Raw genomic sequence first — 16,860 nt, 5'->3', positions numbered from 1 at the left:
GGATGCCCCTGATGATGCGCGCAGACCGCGTGATCCCTTGCGGAACCTGGCAGATTGGGCAGGCGGTTGATATAATCACGCTCGATTACGATCGCCGCTACCGGCGGCGCATAAGGCTGCGCACCGATACCGGCACCGAATTACTATTGGATTTGCCGGAAGCCACCCATCTGCGCGAGGGCGATGCGCTCGATTGTGGGGCGGATGGGTTGGTGCGGGTGGTGGCAGCCCAGGAGCCGATTGCTGAGATCACCGGTGATCCAGCCTTACTCATCAGATTGGCTTGGCATCTGGGCAATCGGCATCTGGATGTCGCCTTTGGCGAAGGCACGTTGGTCATCCGGTCCGATCATGTGATCGAGGCGATGGTGCGTGGCTTGGGCGCGCAGGTGCAACGGCTTGAAGCACCGTTTGATCCGGAATCCGGGGCCTATGCGCATGATCATGGCTGAGGCGCTGGTGCAATTAATGACCTGGCTGTCGCCCAGCTTCCCAACGGGCGGCTTCGCTTATTCCCACGGGTTGGAATGGGCGGTCGAGGCCGGGGCGGTCGCTGACGGGCCCGCTTTGCGCACATGGTTAGAAGCCGCGCTGGTCGCGGGTGCCGCGCGCAATGATGCGATTTTGCTGCGCCATGCTTATCGCAGCCATGCTTATCGCGGCGATGATGAGGCGGTATTGGCCGAGATCGCGCAAGCCTTGGCCCCTAGCCGCGAACTGGCCGCTGAGACGATGCAGCAAGGGGCGGCGTTCGGCCTCGCGTCGGCGCCTTGGAATGAAGCCGCAGCACCGTCCCGCGCCTACCCGCTGGCGGTAGGGCGGCTCGCAGCGCACCGGGGTATTGACGAGGAGATGGTGGTTTTAGCCTATCTGCAGGCTTGGGTCGCCAATTTCGTCTCAGCCGGCGTCCGGCTGATCCCGTTGGGGCAAAATGCCGGTCTCGCAGTGCAGGCAGCGTTAGAGCCAGTGATCATCGCGCAAGCGCGGGCCAGCCGCGATGCTCCCTTGACGGCGCTGGGTGGATTTTGTGTGGCGGCGGAGATCGCATCAATGCGCCATGAAACGCAATATACGAGGTTATTTCGGTCATGAGTCAAACGGCGTTGCGCGTAGGGGTGGGCGGGCCGGTCGGCTCCGGCAAAACCGCATTGATGGATGCGTTATGCCGACGATTTCGCGAACGGTTCAACATTGCGGCGATCACCAACGACATTTACACCAAAGAGGACGCCGAGTTTTTAACGCGGGCCGGCTCATTGGCGCCGGAACGAATTTTGGGCATCGAGACCGGCGGGTGTCCGCACACAGCGATCCGCGAAGATGCCAGCGCGAATTTGGCAGGCGTCGCCGAATTATCAGAGCAGTTTCCAGGGTTAGATGTTATTCTCATCGAGTCAGGCGGCGATAATCTGGCAGCGACCTTCAGCCCCGAACTCGCCGATATTACCCTCTATGTCATCGATGTTTCAGCCGGTGATAAAATTCCGCGTAAAGGCGGCCCCGGTATTACCCGCAGCGATTTGCTGGTGATTAACAAAATCGATCTAGCACCCTATGTCGGGGCCGATCTATCGGTGATGGATCGGGATGCGAAGCGCATGCGCGGCGAACGGCCTTTCGTATTTGCCAATATCCGCGCCGGCATCGGCGTCGATCAGATTGCAACGTTCATCATCCAGGCAGGCGGTTTGGCATAAGCAAAGGGTAGCGCCCCCGGATGACGGCGTGTCACACCAATCCATCATGGGCTGATCACCCATCACGCCGCAACAAATTGCCGCAGATCCCGCATCAACGCCTCCAGCGATGGATCATGCAAATACATCATATGCCCAGCCTCGTAATATTTCATCGCAATCCGCCGCGCATCAATGCCGTTGCGCGCAATCGTGCTCTCCGCCGCGTAAAACGGTGTCGCAATGTCATAATATCCGCTGGCAATCAGCACCCGTAACGATGGGCTTTCGCGCAGCAGTCGCCCAAGCGTCGGCGCGACATTGGTATAACGCGGCCACGGCGCAACGCCCTCACTCTTCGGCCCGATCCAGTCCCAGCCTTTCGCGACCTCCATATTAAACGCCCGATAAGGTCGATCCCCGTCAATCGCCAACACCCGTGTTAGATGATCCTGCATCGCCGACACATAGGCATGGTCCATGCCGTAGGATGAAGGGTCGGCATCCGGCGATTCCCCAGCCTCATCAAAATCAACCCCCCGATACCGGCTGTCGAACCGGCCAACGGTCAAACCCTGTGCCCGCAGCAATTCCTTGCGAAACCGCGCTGGCTCAATCCGCAACCGGGTGCGATCGAGCCACGCCGCCGAAAGGCCGGTCAAGCGCGCCAATTGGCCGCGCACCTGTTGATAAATCTCCGGCGCCAGCGCCGATCCCGCAAACAACGCTGGCAAATAATCATGGGCGGCAAACCGGCGCGCCTCATTCAGAAAGTCAGCGCGGCCCTCAGGGGCTTGCACGCAGCCATGATAAAGCGCCGTCGCCGCATAAGTCGGCAAAAAGCACGCATCCGCCATCGGATTGCCTGGCTCAAAGCGCGCCGTATGAAAATCCAGGATCGGCGAAATCAGCATGATGCCGCTCATCGCAATCCCGGCCAAATCACCCGCCAACCGTCCCGCCACCGCCACGGCGCGCGTCGTGCCATAACTCTCGCCGCATAAATAGCGCGGCGATGCCCAACGCCGATGCGTCGTTAGCCAATGGCTGATAAAATCGCCGATAATCTCCGCATCCGCCGCCACCCCCCAAAACGCATCCGCCTTCGCCGCGCCAATCGCCCGGCTGAACCCGGTGCCCGGCGGATCAATGAACACCAAATCCGCCACATCGATCAAACAAGCCTCATGATCCACCACCCGATAAGGCCCATTATCCGCAAGGCTCGCATCGCTCGGCACCACCACGCGCCGTGGCCCCATCGCCCCCATATGCAACCATAACGAGGCCGAACCAGGCCCGCCATTGAAAATGAAAATCACCGGCCGCTCCGTCGCCGCACCCGTCTCGGCGAGATAGCTGAACGAAAAAATGCTGGCCCGCGCCTTGCCGTCAGCGCCACACAGATGCGCCTCCGCCGCGATACATTGATAAGCAACCGTCTTGCCCGCAAACACACCCCTGTGCGACGTCACAAACCGCCGCGGCGGCTCAGTATCTGGCACCATCACCGGCTCTTTGGTCGCAGTGGCAGCCTCGGTCGTCGTAGCGTCTGTCATAAAACCTCGCTCTTAGGGTTAAAATCGGCATCATCCGGCACAGCAAAATTTCACTCCTGATCCGGTCTGCACCGTCAAGCAAACCGCCAGCCGGTGCAACCACGCGCGATAACGCCAATCCTGATCACACCAAGCCGAGTCTCACCAGCCAATCTCGGCGCGATCTCGACATCGTGAATACCCACGGATCGCCCCACCCTCCAGCCTAGACAATCCCGCCCCACCCGGCATAATCAACTCAAATGACCCCCCGCCTCAGCGACATCACCGCCCCCACCCCATCGCCCGAAACCCTGGCCGCCCAGCACGCGGCCATCAATGCGCTGCTGGACCAAGGCAATCTGCCCGCCGCCTTGGCGCAATGGGATCGCCAACGCCGCGATTACGCCACCTGGGCCGCGCTGGCGGAGCTGCGCTTTCAGCAAGACACCACCGATCCTGCGGCCAAAGCCACCCGCGAGCAGGCCGATGAACTCGGCCCCATCGCCACCGGCCATGAGATCGCGATCAAACGCCGCCTGCTCGCCATGCCGGATCGCGCCGCACTCACCGCCGCCGTCAGCGCGCATGTGGTGCGCCTTTGGCAGACCGACATCACCACCTTTGACCCGATCATTGCCGAGCGCCTGGAAGCCGAAAACAAACTCACCGCCGCCTACACCGAACGCACCGCCGCCGCCCGCCTGACCATTGCCGGCCAAACCGTCAATCTTTCCGGCCTGCAACCCTTCGCCGAAAGCCTTGATCGCACAACCCGGCACCAAGCCGCCCAAGCCAAATGGCAATTCTTCAAGAAAAATTCAGAGCAATTCGACAGTATTTTCGATCAGTTAGTCAAACTGCGCACCTCGATGGCGCAAGATCTCGGCTATCCAAACTTCACCGCACTCGGCTATCAGCGCATGCGCCGCATCGATTACACCGAAGCGGACGTGTCGCGCTATCGCACCGAAATCCAAAACAGCGTGGTGCCGCTGCTCGCCCGCATCCTCGAACAACGCCGCCAAACCCAAGGCTGGGACAGGCTCTACGCCTGGGACGAACCCTTGATCGACCCGCAGGGCAATCCCACCCCGCAAGGCGATCACGATACGCTGGTCGCCGCCGGCCAAACCCTGTTTGATCGCATGGACCCAAGGCTCGGCGATTTTTTCCGCCTGATGAACGAAGGCGGCTTCCTCGATCTGCAAACCCGCCCCAGCAAAGCGCCCGGCGGCTTTTGCGATTATTTGCCAACCCACGGCATGCCGGTCATTTTCGCCAATTTCAACGGCACCCACGATGATATCGGCGTGTTCACCCACGAAATGGGCCACGCACTGCAAGCCTATGAAAGCCGTGCAATCGGCCCGATCGATACAATCTGGCCGACCAACGAAGCCTGCGAAATCCACTCAATGGCACTCGAAATGCTCACCTATCCGCATATCGGCCTGCTGGTCGGCGATGAAGCGGTCGAGCGTTTTCAGAAAATGCATCTAGAATCGTTCCTGCGGGTGCTCGTCAGTTGCGCCCTCGGCGATCATTTCCAACACGAAATTTACGCCAACCCCACAGCAACCCCGTCCGAACGCCACGCCATCTACCGCAAACTCGAACGCCTCTACATGCCCTGGCGCGATTACGGCGACATCGCCCACGCCGAAACCGGCGCCACCTGGCACAGCGTGCTGCATTACTTCCTGATCCCGTTTTATTACATCGACTACGCCTTGGCTTGCTGCTGCGCCCTACAATTCTGGGTCGCCGCCACCCAAAACCAACAAGCCGCGCTTGACCGCTATTTAGCCCTCTGCGCCCGCGGCGGCACCGCCTCCTTCCTGGAATTACTCAACGGCGCCGCCCTAAAATCCCCTTTCGACCCCGGCGTGCTCGCCGCCCTCATCAACCAAGCCGAAACCTTCCTCGCCAATCAACCCGCACATTACGCGCCAATATTATCATAAAGCCGCATGAGCGCGCCCCGCCACCTCCGGCATCAGATAAACCTCGCTGGCTACCACAACAAGCTGGGGTACCCCGTCCCCAACCAAGGCTGCCGGTATCACCGCATCGCCATCGGTCCAACGCCCATCAGGTTCTGGATCATGCCAACCCTTGGTCAATCCGGGATGATCAAGCGGCACCCTCCGCCCATCCGCCCGCACAATGGCGCCGATTTTAACGCCCAACCGGCGCCGATCACGCGGATCGGGTGAAACATGCCCCGGCACTGCGCTGCGGCTCCTGATCACCACCGAGCCATCCGCCTCGCGCCGACCAACAAGGGTCGGGTCGCTGGTCAGCTTCAGCCCCGCCCGCGCCAGCAACCGTGTGCGCACCCGCTCAACGATAGGCCCGGCTTCCGCCAACGGCGCGCAACTACGCTGCACGCGAACCGCCTGCCAGTCCGCATCCATCGGTCCAAATGCCGGATGCAGCGCGATAGCGCCGCCACCATTCTCAAACGCATCACGATTGCCGGTCTCCAGATATGATTCACAAGCCAGCCCCTCGGCCATCAATACCGCATGGTCGACCAACTCGACATGATAGTAACTGACATACCGTTTTCTCTCCGATCGAATCGTCGTCCCGTTCACCAGCACTTTCGCCGGAATCAAATGCCCATCCAGCAACACCGCATGATCGGGCGATAACAGCAGATCGCGCGACGGCACCCCATCGCCGATCGCCCCCGCCATAATCCGCACCGGCATCACCGCCTCCGCTCGTGGATGCCGCGTCAAGTCAATCGTGCGGCGTCCAATCCAAATAACCGGCGCCAGGCCACCATTGGTGAGTACCAGCCGGTCCCCCACCGCCAATTCCTCCACCGCAATTTCGCCCCGCGCGCCAAGCAGCCGAGTGCCCTCGGCAAAGCACGGCATCGGCCCCTCAAGCGCCGTGCCAGAGGCGTTGGTCACCGCAATCAGATTGGTAATATCCAAACCCGGCATGTCGAGCGTTATCGCCCCAGCACCCGATAACGTCAGTAATGATGTTGCGCTGTTATAGCTGATATTGGGCACGCCCAGCCCGTCAATCTGCAAAATATCAGCCGTGCCGAACCCTTCAATCACCCCCGCAAATCCACCGGCATCACCAATCTGCACCATCCCCCCAGATCCACCAAACACCAAAGTTTGATCGGCAGCCACCGCGCCGTTCAGATCAACCGATCCCCCCGAAATCGCAAGCGTCCCGGTTTGGCCAATATCCGCACTGAGCGCGCCACCCATCGCGAGCGATGCACCAGCCGCCACCGTTATCAGCCCATCATTGACAACCGGTCCCTCGGCCACCAGCGATCCAAAAATGGCCGCAATCGTGCCAGCCCCGCTATTGCTGATCCTCGCCTGGATAATCGCAGATCCGCTGCCGATATTGCCCTCCAGCAAGCCCGCATTGACCAGCGAAACCGATCCATTCGCCTGGATTTCGCTCGCCCCGATAAGGTCGTAAACCCCACCCGTCGCAATGCTGATCGCAGAGTTATCGGTGCTCGCATTACCCAGATACAAATTACCCGTCTGATCGATTGACCCGCCATCAACAAACACCACGTCATTATTGACCGACAGTGCGTTAATCACGCCACCGCCCGTCACGCTCACCGTGCCAGGGTCGGTGAACACCATATTGCCGAACCGATTATCCGCCGCCGCAAAGGTCGCTGTATAATTGCCGAGCGCAACCGTAACCGGATAGAAAAATTGCCCGTTGCCAATAAACGCGCCGGCAAATTCCTGATTGCCGGCCAGCACCAATTCCGCCGAGGGATCGAACGGATTAACACCGGCCAGTTCAATCGTGCCGGTATTGAGCGTCGCTCCCGCCGCCAGCGTAAAAGTCGCACCAGCCAGCACGATGGAACCAGAACCCTCCAGTAGCCCGCCCAACGTGCCGCCGCCATCGAGAAATAACCCGCCCGCCACCGCGTCCAACGTTGCACCCGCTTCATTAATCAGCGGGGCCGCAATCTGCGCTGCCCCGCCATCACCAACTTTTTCAATCATCCCGGCATTACTAAGCAAGGCGCTGCCATTCATGGCGAACTGGTAATCGCCAAGAAACGCTAAGGTTGCCGGTTGCGCAATGGTCATCGTTGCAACCGCGCTGGTGCTACCTGAGCCGAGCGTGACATTGCCCAGCAGATTCATCGTCCCCGAATTACCATCGATCAGCGTCGCACCGCTGGCCACATCCACATTGGCCAGATCCGATAAGCCATAGAGATCAAGCGTGCCGGTGCCGCCAATCGTGCCGCCATTAAACTCGGCATGGGTATTGAAACTTTCGCTGCCCAGCGGGGTCAGCGTCGCCGAGCCGCCAAGGCCAACAATCTCTGAATACAGCGTGAAACTCGGCGTCGTCAGCGAATCACCCAGGACAAAATTGCCCCCGTTGAACAGAATCTCGCCAAGCCCTTGGACGTTCTCAATAGTGCCCCCGCCATTCAGAGCCAGGGTGCCGCCAATATCCAAAATTCCCCCCGACTGATCATAAGCGCCATCGATATTACCGCCATTTTCGACCCCTAAAACGCCACCCGTCTGATCGAACGTAATCGGGGCCGCAGCAATCGCGTTCACCGCAATCAGCGTGGAAATCGTAACCGTATCCGTGTTGAGGCCATTGCCAAAAGCCGCCACCGCAGCGGTGTCGGGCGCAATCCCTTGGCTCCAGTTCGTATCGGTGGACATATTGCCCGACCCAGCGGTCCAGGAATCGGTCGAAAGCGTCGAGGCCAAATTCGGCCCACGCTGGATCACAATCGTAACATTGCCGCCATCGAAATATTCTTTCGGGCCAACCGGGTATGTCGGCCCACCCAGCGTCAATACCGCAACAGGGTTCTCGCCGTTCGAGAGCGTCGGCGTGTTATAAAGCAGCAATTTGCCGGGGCTGGAACCACTCGGATCGGTATAAGTGGCATATTGGATATTGGAACCCGTCACCTCAATCGTGTCGCTCGGCCCCAAATTGGCAATCGGCGCGTTGAACTGCGAAACGTCGCTGAGTTGCAATACGCCCCCACCACCCAGATAACTATATACCCCGTTCGATGCGAAGCTAATCGTCTGGTTCGCCCCCACCGAGCCAGACAAGGCAAGCGTATCATTCTGCTCAATCACAAAAGTCCCTGAAGCGGACGGATCAATCGTGACATTGCCAGCACTGAATGTTTCACCGCCAGCGACCGCCGTATCCGTCGAACCAACATAAATCAGCCCGTTATTGATCAGCAGCCCCGTCTCGGTCATCGCGCCACTCGCATCAATAATCGTCCCGCCATTAATCAAGGTCGGGCCAATCACACTATCGCCGACACCGCCGAGCTTTTGGATCACGCCAACATTGATAATCAGCCCGCCGCCGCTCAGCGTGCTATCGGTCCGAATATTCGAATCATCGTAAATACTGAGCGTCCCGTGCGATCCAATAATCATGTCCGCCGTGTCGGTGGCTGTCGTGCCGAGCGCGATATTGCCAACCTGATTAAGGCTACCCGCCACATAAATCGTCGCACCGCCGCCGATCAGATTGTCAGTGCTATTCACGCTGCTGCCAATCGCCCCATCGCCACTCGCCAGAATCTCCCCTGGCCCGCTGATCGTCCCATACAGCCCGGCATAGCCGGTGAGCGAAAGCGTATAGCCCGCGAGGTTCAACACCCCGCCGCCTCCCGTATCGAAATCGTGAACATTCACAATGAACGTATTGGCATCGGTCAAATTGCCGCCGAGCGTAACAGCGCCGCTATCGCCATAATTATTCGGATTGCTAATCGCCAATGTTGCCACATTTAACACGAGGCCGGGTGCCAAAACCGCGCTGCCACCACCGCCCACAAAAACTGCGCCCGCCCCGCCAATAGTCCCCGCCAGGCTGCTCGCCGGCCCGGCGAGCGTCAATATGCCATTGATATCAAGCAGAGCGCTGCCCGCCACAAAATTAAAATCGCCGACAGTGAAACTCTCGCCAGCCGCGACCGTAATCGTGCCCGGCAGACTGACCGTGATCTGAACCGCCGTACCATCATTCTGCGGAACGCCATCAGACCAAATCAGCGCGTCCGACCAATCACCACTCAAACCCGTCCAGCTCGTCTGCGTTGTCGTGCTCATCAAATGCTCCCTCGAATCCAGGGCACCGCCGCCCTGATCATCACTAAAACGACGAAGCCTCACAGAAATGACACGCCAGCCGAAATTTTTTTCGGCACACCTCCACCAATGCCACCATTTCTTCTCTCGCTCATTTTCCCCTTTCGCACCCACCCCCTCCTGTGCCATGTTAGAGAAATGGAGCAGGTCACTAACCCCCTCGCACAGAGTCTCGCCGACCGCTTCACCGCGATCGCGCACATGCTCCGCAAAACCCTCGGCGCCCCCGACTATGCCCGCTTTAATCTTTCGCTCAAGTGGGCCGTCTGGCACCGTATTTCGCTCCTCGCCCGCCGTTTTCGTTCTCTCTCCTGCAATCCCCGCCCCATCCGCGAACGGAAACCCGGCGCGAAAGCTCAAACCGCGCCCGAACCCGCAGAAGCACCAGCGCCACCTCCTCAAACCGGCGCAAAAAGGAGCGAATTGCCGGGGCAAAATGGCTGGCTGCTGCAAACCTTCCCCGGCCATCACATCCCCTATGTTCGCGGCCATCTCATCCGCTTCCTCGAAGACCCAGACTTGTCGCGCCTCCACACCGCAAATCCCCGCATCGGTCGCGTGCTGCGCCCAATCTGCCACATGCTCGCGATCCCGCTCCCCGCTTACCTCAAATTACCCCGCAAACCGCGCCCACCTCGCCCCAAACCAGCGCGCAAACCAGCGCGGCGGAGCGAAAAACCGGAGCCGTCATTTTACGACTATATGCTGGCAAAATACCCTCCTGCTCCGCCGCCACGCCCCACACTCCCCGGCCATATTTACGCTCCCCCCGCCCGCGCAAAAATCAACTTCGAGCGCTAGGTGCGGAATCATGCCCAAATCGTTCCGGATTAGAAATAAAATGGAACGAACCTGAACGCTCCGGCCCGCGCCCCCCGCAGAATTGACGTCTCGCCCTTCCTTGTCCTATAGCCACCCGGCACGGCCGCATCACCCGATCGCGGCTGCGTTACTCTGTTCTCATCGTTTTAATTTTCTCGTTGTGGAGTGCTCGCCGTGAAGCGGACTTATCAACCTTCGAAGCTCGTCCGGAAGCGCCGCCACGGTTTCCGGTCCCGTATGGAAACGGTCGGCGGCCGTAAGGTCATCGCCAATCGCCGGACCAAGGGTCGTAAGCGCCTCTCGGCGTAACACCAGCCCGTGCAACGCGCCTGAACTTTATCGATAAGGTCGGGCGTTTTCACGGCCTCGCGTGCAACCGCCCAGGGTGAAACCGAAAGTGTCCAGCGTGACAGGCTCGCCGCCGCCTCCCTTGCCGAAACGCGCCGATTTTCTCCGCGCCGCCGCGCGTGGGCAAAAGCGGGCTTATCCCGGTTTGGTCGCGCAAACCCTGCTCACCAGCCCGGACCAGCCCATGCGGCTCGGCCTCACCGCGAGTCGCAAAGTCGGCAACGCCGTCATTCGCAACCGTGCGCGCCGCCGCCTGCGCGAAGCCGCACGCCTCGCCCTCGCGGATCGCCGCACCGCCAACCAGCCCTGCGCCGGGTTCGATCTGGTTTTGATCGCCCGGCACGATACCGGCAAAATCGCCTTCGCCGCCCTGCGCCAAACCCTGGCCGAGCTGCTTGATCGTGCGAACCCGCCAACCGCCGCAAGCCCGCAACCATGAGCCGCACGTCCCGCTTTCTCACCGCCTTGGTGCGCCTCTATCAAATTGCCCTATCGCCATTGTTTGGCGGCCAATGCCGGTTCATGCCCTCCTGCAGCAGCTATGCCCTGGAGGCCATCGCCACCCACGGCGCGGGTCGTGGCACAGCGCTTTCCGTCCGCCGCCTCTGCCGCTGCCACCCCTTCCATCCCGGCGGGTTTGACCCAGTGCCACCCCGCTCCGCTCGCCATCCTCTGATGTGCGAGCACATCACGCCTGACAGGACCCTCTGATGGATAGTAATAAGCGCATGATTCTGGCGGTCGCCCTGTCGCTGGCGATTTTCCTAATCTTCAACCTCCTCGCCAATCATTTCCTGCCCAAGCCCAAACCATCGGCGCTGGTGCATAATGCGGCGTCCGCCCAAGCCACGAAGCCCGGCGTGGCGCCGCTGCCCCAAGCCGGTAGCGTTCCGGCGCAAAACAGTGCAGCGCAAATTGGCCCGGCCCCGCGCGTGACCATCACCGCGCCGGACGTCCAAGGCTCGATCAGCCTGCGCGGCGCGAAAATCGATGATCTGGTGCTCACCCGTTACCACACCACCGTCTCGCCCCAATCCCCCTTGGTCACCTTGCTGTCGCGCCCCGGCCACGCCCATTCCTATTTCGTGCAATTTGGCTGGGACGCCCCGCCCAATTCCGGCTTCGCGCTGCCCACCGCCAGCACCATCTGGACCGCCTCCACCGGCGCACTCACCCCCGGCCATGACGTCACGCTGAGCTGGACCGATCCGCAGAACATCACCTTCAAAATCATCCTCGGCATCGATCAGCGCTATATGTTCACCGTGCATCAGGCGATCAGCAACGGCTCCGCCGCCCCGATCACCGCCTATCCCTGGTCGCGCATCCGCCGGGATTACCTGCCCAAAGTGCCGGGCAGCCTAATCATGCATAAAGGCCCGCTCGGTGTGTTCAAAGGCACCTTGCACACGCTGAACTATGTGGACACCCGCTCCAACGCCAAAAACAAACCAGACGGCCAGGCCTTCAGCACCACCGCCCCCGGCGGCTGGGCCGGCATCACCGGCAAATATTGGCTGACAGCTCTGATCCCCGCACCCGATGAAACCGTCACCACCGCCTATCGCTACCGCGATGTCGCCGGCCGCAAGGCCGATGACGGGGCCTATCAGGTCGATATGGTGCGCAGCACCCCCCTCAGCGTCGCCCCCGGCGCAACCGCGAGCATGGAACTGCATGTCTTCACCGGCGCCAAAGTGCTCAGCATCCTCAACGCCTATGGCGCGCAATACCATATCCCCAGCTTCGACAAAGCGATCGATTTCGGCATTCTCTATCTGCTGACCAAGCCGATGTTCCTCGCGTTGAACACGCTGGGCCGGATTTTCGGCAATTTCGGCGTGGGCATTATCGTCTTCACCATCTGCCTGAAGCTGGTGCTGTTCCCGCTGGTGCGCACCTCGTTCCTCTCAATGGCGAAAATGCGCGACGTCGCCCCCAAAGTCGCCGCCGTGCGCGAACGCATCAAAGACGATGTCGGCCGTCAGCAAAAAGAAATCATGGCGCTCTACAAGCTCGAAGGCGTGAACCCCGCCGCCGGCTGCCTGCCGATGGTGCTGCAAGTGCCGATCTTTTTCGCGCTGTATAAAGTTATTTTCATCACCATCGAAATGCGCCATGCGCCGTTCTATCTCTGGGTGCATGATCTCTCGGCGCGCGACCCGACCAATATTTTCAATCTGTTCGGCCTGCTGCCGTTCCATCCCTCCGCCTTGCTGCCGCTTTTGCATGTGGGGGTGCTGCCCATCCTGATGGGCCTCGCGCAATATGGCTCGCAGCGCCTCAACCCGCCGCCCGCAGACCCCGCCCAGGCGCGGATCATGCAGCTCATGCCGGTGATCTACACCATCATGCTGGCCAGCTTCCCCGCCGGCTTGGTGCTCTATTACATCACCAATAATTTCCTCACGATGGTCCAGCAATGGATCATCATGAAGCTGCATCACGCACACCGCCTGCGGGTTTCCGCAGCGGCGGAAAAACTGCCGTCAAAGAGCTGATCCGGGCATGGACCACCCGCAAGACGACCAAGTCGCGATCGAAGCGGGCAGGGTGCTGTTCGCCCAAGGCGCGCAATTTTTCCACGCCGCCCAAACCCGCGCCAGCCTGCCACCCGCCGAGGGCGCCGAAATCGCGCTGGCTGGCCGGTCCAATGTCGGCAAATCCAGCCTGATCAACGCCATCACCGGCATGCGCGCTTTGGCCCGGGTCAGCGTCACGCCGGGGCGCACCCGCCAGCTCAATTTTTTCGCGGTAGGCAGCCGCAATCTGGTTCTGGTCGATATGCCCGGCTATGGCTATGCCGAAGCCCCGCGCTCAATCAAGCGCGACTGGCAGGGGCTGATGTTCGATTATGTGCGCGGTCGGCCCAATCTGCGCCGGGTGTTTTTGCTGCTCGATGCCCGCGTCGAAGATAAACCCGCCGATCACGCGGTGATGGATTTGCTCGATAAAGCGGCGATGGCGTTCCAACTGGTGCTGACCAAATCCGACAAGCTCAAGCCCGACGCCTTGGCCCGCAAACGCGCCGAGGTCCAAGCCCTGGCCCGCAAACATCCCGCCGCCTTGCATGATGTTATCGTGACATCGAGCGAAACCGGCGTGGGCATGGATGAATTACGCGCCGTCCTGGCCGCACTCGCCGCTTGACCCGCGGCGGCGGCGCTTACATAGACGCGGCAACCACAGACTCGGCAATCACAATCTCGATCACCAACGCATGAGGGCCTCCATGAACGACCGCCTTGCCGATCGTCCTGCCGATCGCCACGCCGACGCGGCCGAACAAGCGCGCATCGTCGCCCATGCATTACCCTATCTGCGCCGCTATGCCGGGGCCACCATCGTGGTGAAATATGGCGGGCACGCCATGGGCGAGGATAGCCTCGCCGAAGGCTTTGGCCGGGACATCGCCCTGCTCAAGCAGGTCGGCATCAATCCGGTGGTGGTGCATGGCGGCGGCCCGCAAATCAACGCGATGCTGCATCGCCTCGCCATCCAATCCACCTTCATCGATGGTCTGCGCGTCACCGACGCCGCGATGGTCGAGGTGGTGGAAATGGTGCTGGCCGGCACGGTCAATAAAATGGTCGCGGGCCTGATCAACAAAGCCGGTGCCCTCGCCGTCGGCATTTGCGGCAAGGATGGCGGGCTGATTCGGGCGCGCAAACTCACCCGCATGCGCCGCGATCCGGGCAGCGCCATCGAAACCGCGCTTGATCTCGGTTTTGTCGGTGAGCCGGAAGAGATTGATGTGCGCGTGATCCATGCTTTGACCGGCGCCGGGCTGATCCCGGTGATCGCGCCGGTCGGCTCTGGCAGCGATGGCGCGACCTATAATATCAACGCCGACACCGTGGCCGGCGCGGTCGCGGGCGCGCTCGGCGCCCAGCGCCTGCTGATGCTGACCGATGTTCCCGGCGTGCTGGGGCGCGATGGTGCGCTGCTGACCGAATTGACCATCGCCGAAATCGATCGGCTGCGCGCCGATGGCACAATCTCCGGCGGCATGATCCCCAAGGTGGAAACCTGCATCGCCGCCGTCCGTGGCGGCGTCAAAGGGGCCACTATTCTCGATGGCCGCGTCCCCCATGCCAGCCTGCTCGAACTGTTCACCGAAGGCGGCATCGGCACACTGATCCACGCCTAATCCGCACCCTGCGCCTGAAGCGAGAAAAGAGGAGCGAAAACATGCTTGATGGTCCCCGCTTTGGCCCCGCTGCGGGCGGTGCAGCCCGGTCCCTGGTAATCCTCTGCCATGGCTATGGCTCGAATGGCGATGATTTAATCTCGCTCGCGCCCTATTGGGCGAAAGCCTTGCCGAATACCGTGTTTGCCTCGCCCAACGCGCCGGACCCGTGCGATATGGCGCCGCCGGGCTTTGAGGGGCGCCAATGGTTCCCCATCGGCTCACTCGACCCTGCCACCCTCGGTGCCGGGGCGCGGCGGGCGCGCGGCGCGCTCGATCCGTTCATCGATGCCGAACTCACCCGCCACCAATTACCGCCCGATGCTTATGCGCTGATGGGGTTCAGCCAAGGGGCGATGATGGCCCTGTTCACCGGCCTGCGCCGGGCGGTGCCGCCGCGTGCAATCCTCGCTTATTCCGGCGCCCTGATCGATCCAGCCTCACTCGCCGGTGAAATGACCGGTGTGCCGCCGGTGTTGCTAGTGCATGGTGAGGCCGATAGCGTGGTTCCGCCCACCCGCTCGCGTGAGGCGCAAACCGCGTTGATCGCGGCCAACGTGCCCGTGCAGGGCTTATTCATCCCCGGCCTCGCCCATGGCATCGATCAAGCGGGGCTGGATGCGGGTGCAGCTTTGCTTAGCCGCACATTGATGACAAACTCTTGACATTGGCCATCCAACTGCGCTCCCGCCTTGCCCAGGCGGCGCCTCTTTGCCATAAGAGGGGTATGACGATTCGTGCAGCCTATCGCAGGGTCCGAACGTGATGACCCATAAAACGGTGTTCACAATTCTTGGTTGTGTGCCACTGCGGGATCAGTGTACCGATGCCTGACGGCGGGCAGAATTTTCCCGCTTTGGTGCTGAACGCGGATTTCCGTCCGCTTTCTTATTTTCCGTTATCGCTCTGGGCTTGGCAGGACGCTGTAAAAGCGGTGTTTCTTGACCGCGTTTCGGTGCTTTCCGAATATGACCACGAGGTTCATTCCACCTCATTCGCGATGCGCTTGCCCTCGGTGATCGCGCTGAAAGATTTCGTCGCCGCCTCGCGCCAGCCAGCCTTCACCCGCTTTAACGTGTTTCTGCGCGATGGCTTCACCTGCCAATATTGCCAGAGCCGTCTCCCCGCGCCGGACCTCACTTTCGATCATGTGGTGCCGCGTGCGCATGGCGGGCGCACCACCTGGGAAAATGTGGTGACCGCCTGTGGCACCTGTAATTTGCGCAAAGGCTCGAAGCTGCCGCGCGAATGTAAAATGTTTCCGCGCCAAACCCCGCGCCGCCCCAATTCCTGGGAGTTGCAGGATCGCGGTCGTGGTTTTCCGCCAAATTATTTGCATGAGAGCTGGCGCGATTTCCTCTATTGGGACAGCGAGTTGGAAACATGAGCCTCACTTTATACAGCAACCCGATGTCACGCGGTCGCATCGCCCGTTGGATGCTCGAAGAAATTGGCGAGCCTTATCACGTCAAATGGCTCGATTATCGCGCCAGCATGAAATCCGATGATTATCTGGCGATCAACCCGATGGGCAAAGTCCCCGCGATCAATCATGATGGCATGATCGTCACCGAAACCGCCGCCATCTGTGCCTATCTGGCCGATGCATTCCCCGCCGCCGCGCTGGCACCCGCCCCAACCGATCCGGCACGGGGTGCCTATTATCGCTGGTTATTTTTCGCCGCCGGCCCGCTCGAAGCTGCCATTACCAATCGCGCTCTGGGTTTCATCACGCCCGCTGACAAAGAAGCTATGGCTGGCTACGGGTCATATGACCGGGTGATCGAGGTGCTCGAAGCCGCGATCACCGACCGAACCTACCTCGCGGGTAACCACTTTTCGGCGGCGGATGTGTATGTCGGTTCGCAAATTGGCTTTGGCCTGATGTTCGGCACCGTGCCGCAACGCCCGGCATTCGAGGCGTATTTTCGCACCCTGAGCGCGCGCCCGGCCTATAGTCGGGCCGCAGCCTTGGATGACGCAGAAATAGCCGCGCAGTCCGCCGCGTCCTGACCGCGCATGGCTTCGCGATGATCTAACGTGTTGTCTCCGTCCAATGATTGTTTTATTTATTCGCGCTGTGTTTTGATCGACAAGATTTGGTTGGTGGAGCGCAT

General features: G+C 60.7%; 16 protein-coding genes. 14 read left to right on the top strand and 2 right to left on the bottom strand.

Translation table 11 applies throughout. From position 1 onward, the window contains the following. Nucleotides 1–11: 11 nt before the first annotated feature. From ACYUCQ_RS03370 to ureG, 3 genes are read left to right on the top strand one after another with little or no spacing between them, the layout of a single operon-like run. Nucleotides 12–452 (top strand): urease accessory protein UreE, encoded by a 441-nt coding sequence (locus ACYUCQ_RS03370; protein ID WP_460253090.1) that lies wholly within the window; start codon nucleotides 12–14, stop codon nucleotides 450–452. Further along, the gene (locus ACYUCQ_RS03365) at nucleotides 445–1,092 is read left to right on the top strand and encodes an urease accessory protein UreF (protein WP_460253089.1); all 648 of its coding nucleotides are present in this window, start codon (nucleotides 445–447) and stop codon (nucleotides 1,090–1,092) included. The genes ACYUCQ_RS03370 and ACYUCQ_RS03365 overlap by 8 nt, the downstream gene beginning before the upstream one ends. Continuing rightward, nucleotides 1,089–1,697, top strand: a complete 609-nt coding sequence (gene ureG / locus ACYUCQ_RS03360) for an urease accessory protein UreG (RefSeq protein WP_460253088.1) — start codon at nucleotides 1,089–1,091, stop codon at nucleotides 1,695–1,697. Before ACYUCQ_RS03365 ends, ureG begins: the two co-directional genes overlap by 4 nt. Nucleotides 1,698–1,759: 62 nt before the next feature. Here ureG and ACYUCQ_RS03355 read toward each other — a convergent pair whose 3' ends face one another. Next, complete coding sequence (locus ACYUCQ_RS03355) at nucleotides 1,760–3,235, bottom strand: S10 family peptidase (protein ID WP_460253087.1); 1,476 nt, start codon at nucleotides 3,233–3,235, stop codon at nucleotides 1,760–1,762. A 242-nt stretch (nucleotides 3,236–3,477) separates the two neighbouring features. Here ACYUCQ_RS03355 and ACYUCQ_RS03350 point away from each other — a divergent pair, with 242 nt between their 5' ends. Further along, nucleotides 3,478–5,181 carry a M3 family oligoendopeptidase gene (locus ACYUCQ_RS03350; protein WP_460253086.1) on the top strand — a complete coding sequence of 568 codons (1,704 nt, stop codon included), beginning with the start codon at nucleotides 3,478–3,480 and terminating at the stop codon, nucleotides 5,179–5,181. On the opposite strand, the gene ACYUCQ_RS03345 is transcribed toward ACYUCQ_RS03350, so the two are convergent. Beyond that, nucleotides 5,176–9,345: a Hint domain-containing protein gene (locus ACYUCQ_RS03345; RefSeq protein ID WP_460253085.1), complete on the bottom strand. Its 4,170-nt coding sequence runs from the start codon at nucleotides 9,343–9,345 to the stop codon at nucleotides 5,176–5,178. The genes ACYUCQ_RS03350 and ACYUCQ_RS03345 overlap by 6 nt on opposite strands. Before the next feature lie 177 nt (nucleotides 9,346–9,522). Between ACYUCQ_RS03345 and ACYUCQ_RS03340 the strand changes: the two genes are divergently transcribed. The 10 genes from ACYUCQ_RS03340 to ACYUCQ_RS03295 all read left to right on the top strand — a co-directional run bounded on the left by ACYUCQ_RS03340 (nucleotide 9,523) and on the right by ACYUCQ_RS03295 (nucleotide 16,756). Further along, the gene (locus ACYUCQ_RS03340) at nucleotides 9,523–10,185 is read left to right on the top strand and encodes a hypothetical protein (protein WP_460253084.1); all 663 of its coding nucleotides are present in this window, start codon (nucleotides 9,523–9,525) and stop codon (nucleotides 10,183–10,185) included. A gap of 195 nt (nucleotides 10,186–10,380) precedes the next feature. Beyond that, nucleotides 10,381–10,515, top strand: coding sequence for a 50S ribosomal protein L34 (gene rpmH / locus ACYUCQ_RS03335; RefSeq protein ID WP_003618086.1), 135 nt, complete (start codon nucleotides 10,381–10,383; stop codon nucleotides 10,513–10,515). A gap of 97 nt (nucleotides 10,516–10,612) precedes the next feature. Then, complete coding sequence (gene rnpA / locus ACYUCQ_RS03330) at nucleotides 10,613–10,993, top strand: ribonuclease P protein component (protein WP_460253222.1); 381 nt, start codon at nucleotides 10,613–10,615, stop codon at nucleotides 10,991–10,993. Next, on the top strand, nucleotides 10,990–11,265 hold the full coding sequence (gene yidD, locus ACYUCQ_RS03325; RefSeq protein WP_460253083.1) for a membrane protein insertion efficiency factor YidD: 276 nt from the start codon (nucleotides 10,990–10,992) through the stop codon (nucleotides 11,263–11,265). Before rnpA ends, yidD begins: the two co-directional genes overlap by 4 nt. Further along, nucleotides 11,265–13,055, top strand: a complete 1,791-nt coding sequence (gene yidC, locus ACYUCQ_RS03320) for a membrane protein insertase YidC (protein ID WP_460253082.1) — start codon at nucleotides 11,265–11,267, stop codon at nucleotides 13,053–13,055. The genes yidD and yidC overlap by 1 nt, the downstream gene beginning before the upstream one ends. 7 nt (nucleotides 13,056–13,062) lie before the next feature. Next, nucleotides 13,063–13,704 carry a ribosome biogenesis GTP-binding protein YihA/YsxC gene (gene yihA / locus ACYUCQ_RS03315; protein ID WP_460253081.1) on the top strand — a complete coding sequence of 214 codons (642 nt, stop codon included), beginning with the start codon at nucleotides 13,063–13,065 and terminating at the stop codon, nucleotides 13,702–13,704. 82 nt (nucleotides 13,705–13,786) lie between these two features. Then, a complete protein-coding gene (gene argB / locus ACYUCQ_RS03310; RefSeq protein WP_460253080.1) occupies nucleotides 13,787–14,704 on the top strand; it encodes an acetylglutamate kinase in 918 nt (305 codons plus the stop codon). Between the two features lie 41 nt (nucleotides 14,705–14,745). After that, nucleotides 14,746–15,408 carry an alpha/beta hydrolase gene (locus tag ACYUCQ_RS03305; protein ID WP_460253079.1) on the top strand — a complete coding sequence of 221 codons (663 nt, stop codon included), beginning with the start codon at nucleotides 14,746–14,748 and terminating at the stop codon, nucleotides 15,406–15,408. Between the two features lie 161 nt (nucleotides 15,409–15,569). After that, entirely contained in the window at nucleotides 15,570–16,130 is a 561-nt protein-coding gene (locus ACYUCQ_RS03300) for an HNH endonuclease (protein WP_460253078.1), read from the top strand. Further along, nucleotides 16,127–16,756, top strand: a complete 630-nt coding sequence (locus ACYUCQ_RS03295) for a glutathione S-transferase family protein (protein ID WP_460253077.1) — start codon at nucleotides 16,127–16,129, stop codon at nucleotides 16,754–16,756. The genes ACYUCQ_RS03300 and ACYUCQ_RS03295 overlap by 4 nt, the downstream gene beginning before the upstream one ends. Nucleotides 16,757–16,860: the final 104 nt, after the last annotated feature.

The sequence above is a fragment of the Acidiphilium sp. MT5 genome, from assembly GCF_054767495.1.
Note: the sequence above shows the minus strand (reverse complement) of the source record. Positions and strands in the feature narration are given on the sequence as shown.

Excerpts from the sequence above, each read along its gene's own strand:
- ACYUCQ_RS03370 (WP_460253090.1), top strand. The coding sequence starts at position 12 with ATGATGCGCGCAGACCGCGTGATCCCTTGCGGAACCTGGCAGATTGGG.
- ACYUCQ_RS03365 (WP_460253089.1), top strand. The coding sequence starts at position 445 with ATGGCTGAGGCGCTGGTGCAATTAATGACCTGGCTGTCGCCCAGCTTC.
- ureG (WP_460253088.1), top strand. The coding sequence starts at position 1,089 with ATGAGTCAAACGGCGTTGCGCGTAGGGGTGGGCGGGCCGGTCGGCTCC.
- ACYUCQ_RS03355 (WP_460253087.1), bottom strand. The coding sequence starts at position 3,235 with ATGACAGACGCTACGACGACCGAGGCTGCCACTGCGACCAAAGAGCCG.
- ACYUCQ_RS03350 (WP_460253086.1), top strand. The coding sequence starts at position 3,478 with ATGACCCCCCGCCTCAGCGACATCACCGCCCCCACCCCATCGCCCGAA.
- ACYUCQ_RS03345 (WP_460253085.1), bottom strand. The coding sequence starts at position 9,345 with ATGAGCACGACAACGCAGACGAGCTGGACGGGTTTGAGTGGTGATTGG.
- ACYUCQ_RS03340 (WP_460253084.1), top strand. The coding sequence starts at position 9,523 with ATGGAGCAGGTCACTAACCCCCTCGCACAGAGTCTCGCCGACCGCTTC.
- yidD (WP_460253083.1), top strand. The coding sequence starts at position 10,990 with ATGAGCCGCACGTCCCGCTTTCTCACCGCCTTGGTGCGCCTCTATCAA.
- yidC (WP_460253082.1), top strand. The coding sequence starts at position 11,265 with ATGGATAGTAATAAGCGCATGATTCTGGCGGTCGCCCTGTCGCTGGCG.
- yihA (WP_460253081.1), top strand. The coding sequence starts at position 13,063 with ATGGACCACCCGCAAGACGACCAAGTCGCGATCGAAGCGGGCAGGGTG.
- argB (WP_460253080.1), top strand. The coding sequence starts at position 13,787 with ATGAACGACCGCCTTGCCGATCGTCCTGCCGATCGCCACGCCGACGCG.
- ACYUCQ_RS03305 (WP_460253079.1), top strand. The coding sequence starts at position 14,746 with ATGCTTGATGGTCCCCGCTTTGGCCCCGCTGCGGGCGGTGCAGCCCGG.
- ACYUCQ_RS03300 (WP_460253078.1), top strand. The coding sequence starts at position 15,570 with ATGCCTGACGGCGGGCAGAATTTTCCCGCTTTGGTGCTGAACGCGGAT.
- ACYUCQ_RS03295 (WP_460253077.1), top strand. The coding sequence starts at position 16,127 with ATGAGCCTCACTTTATACAGCAACCCGATGTCACGCGGTCGCATCGCC.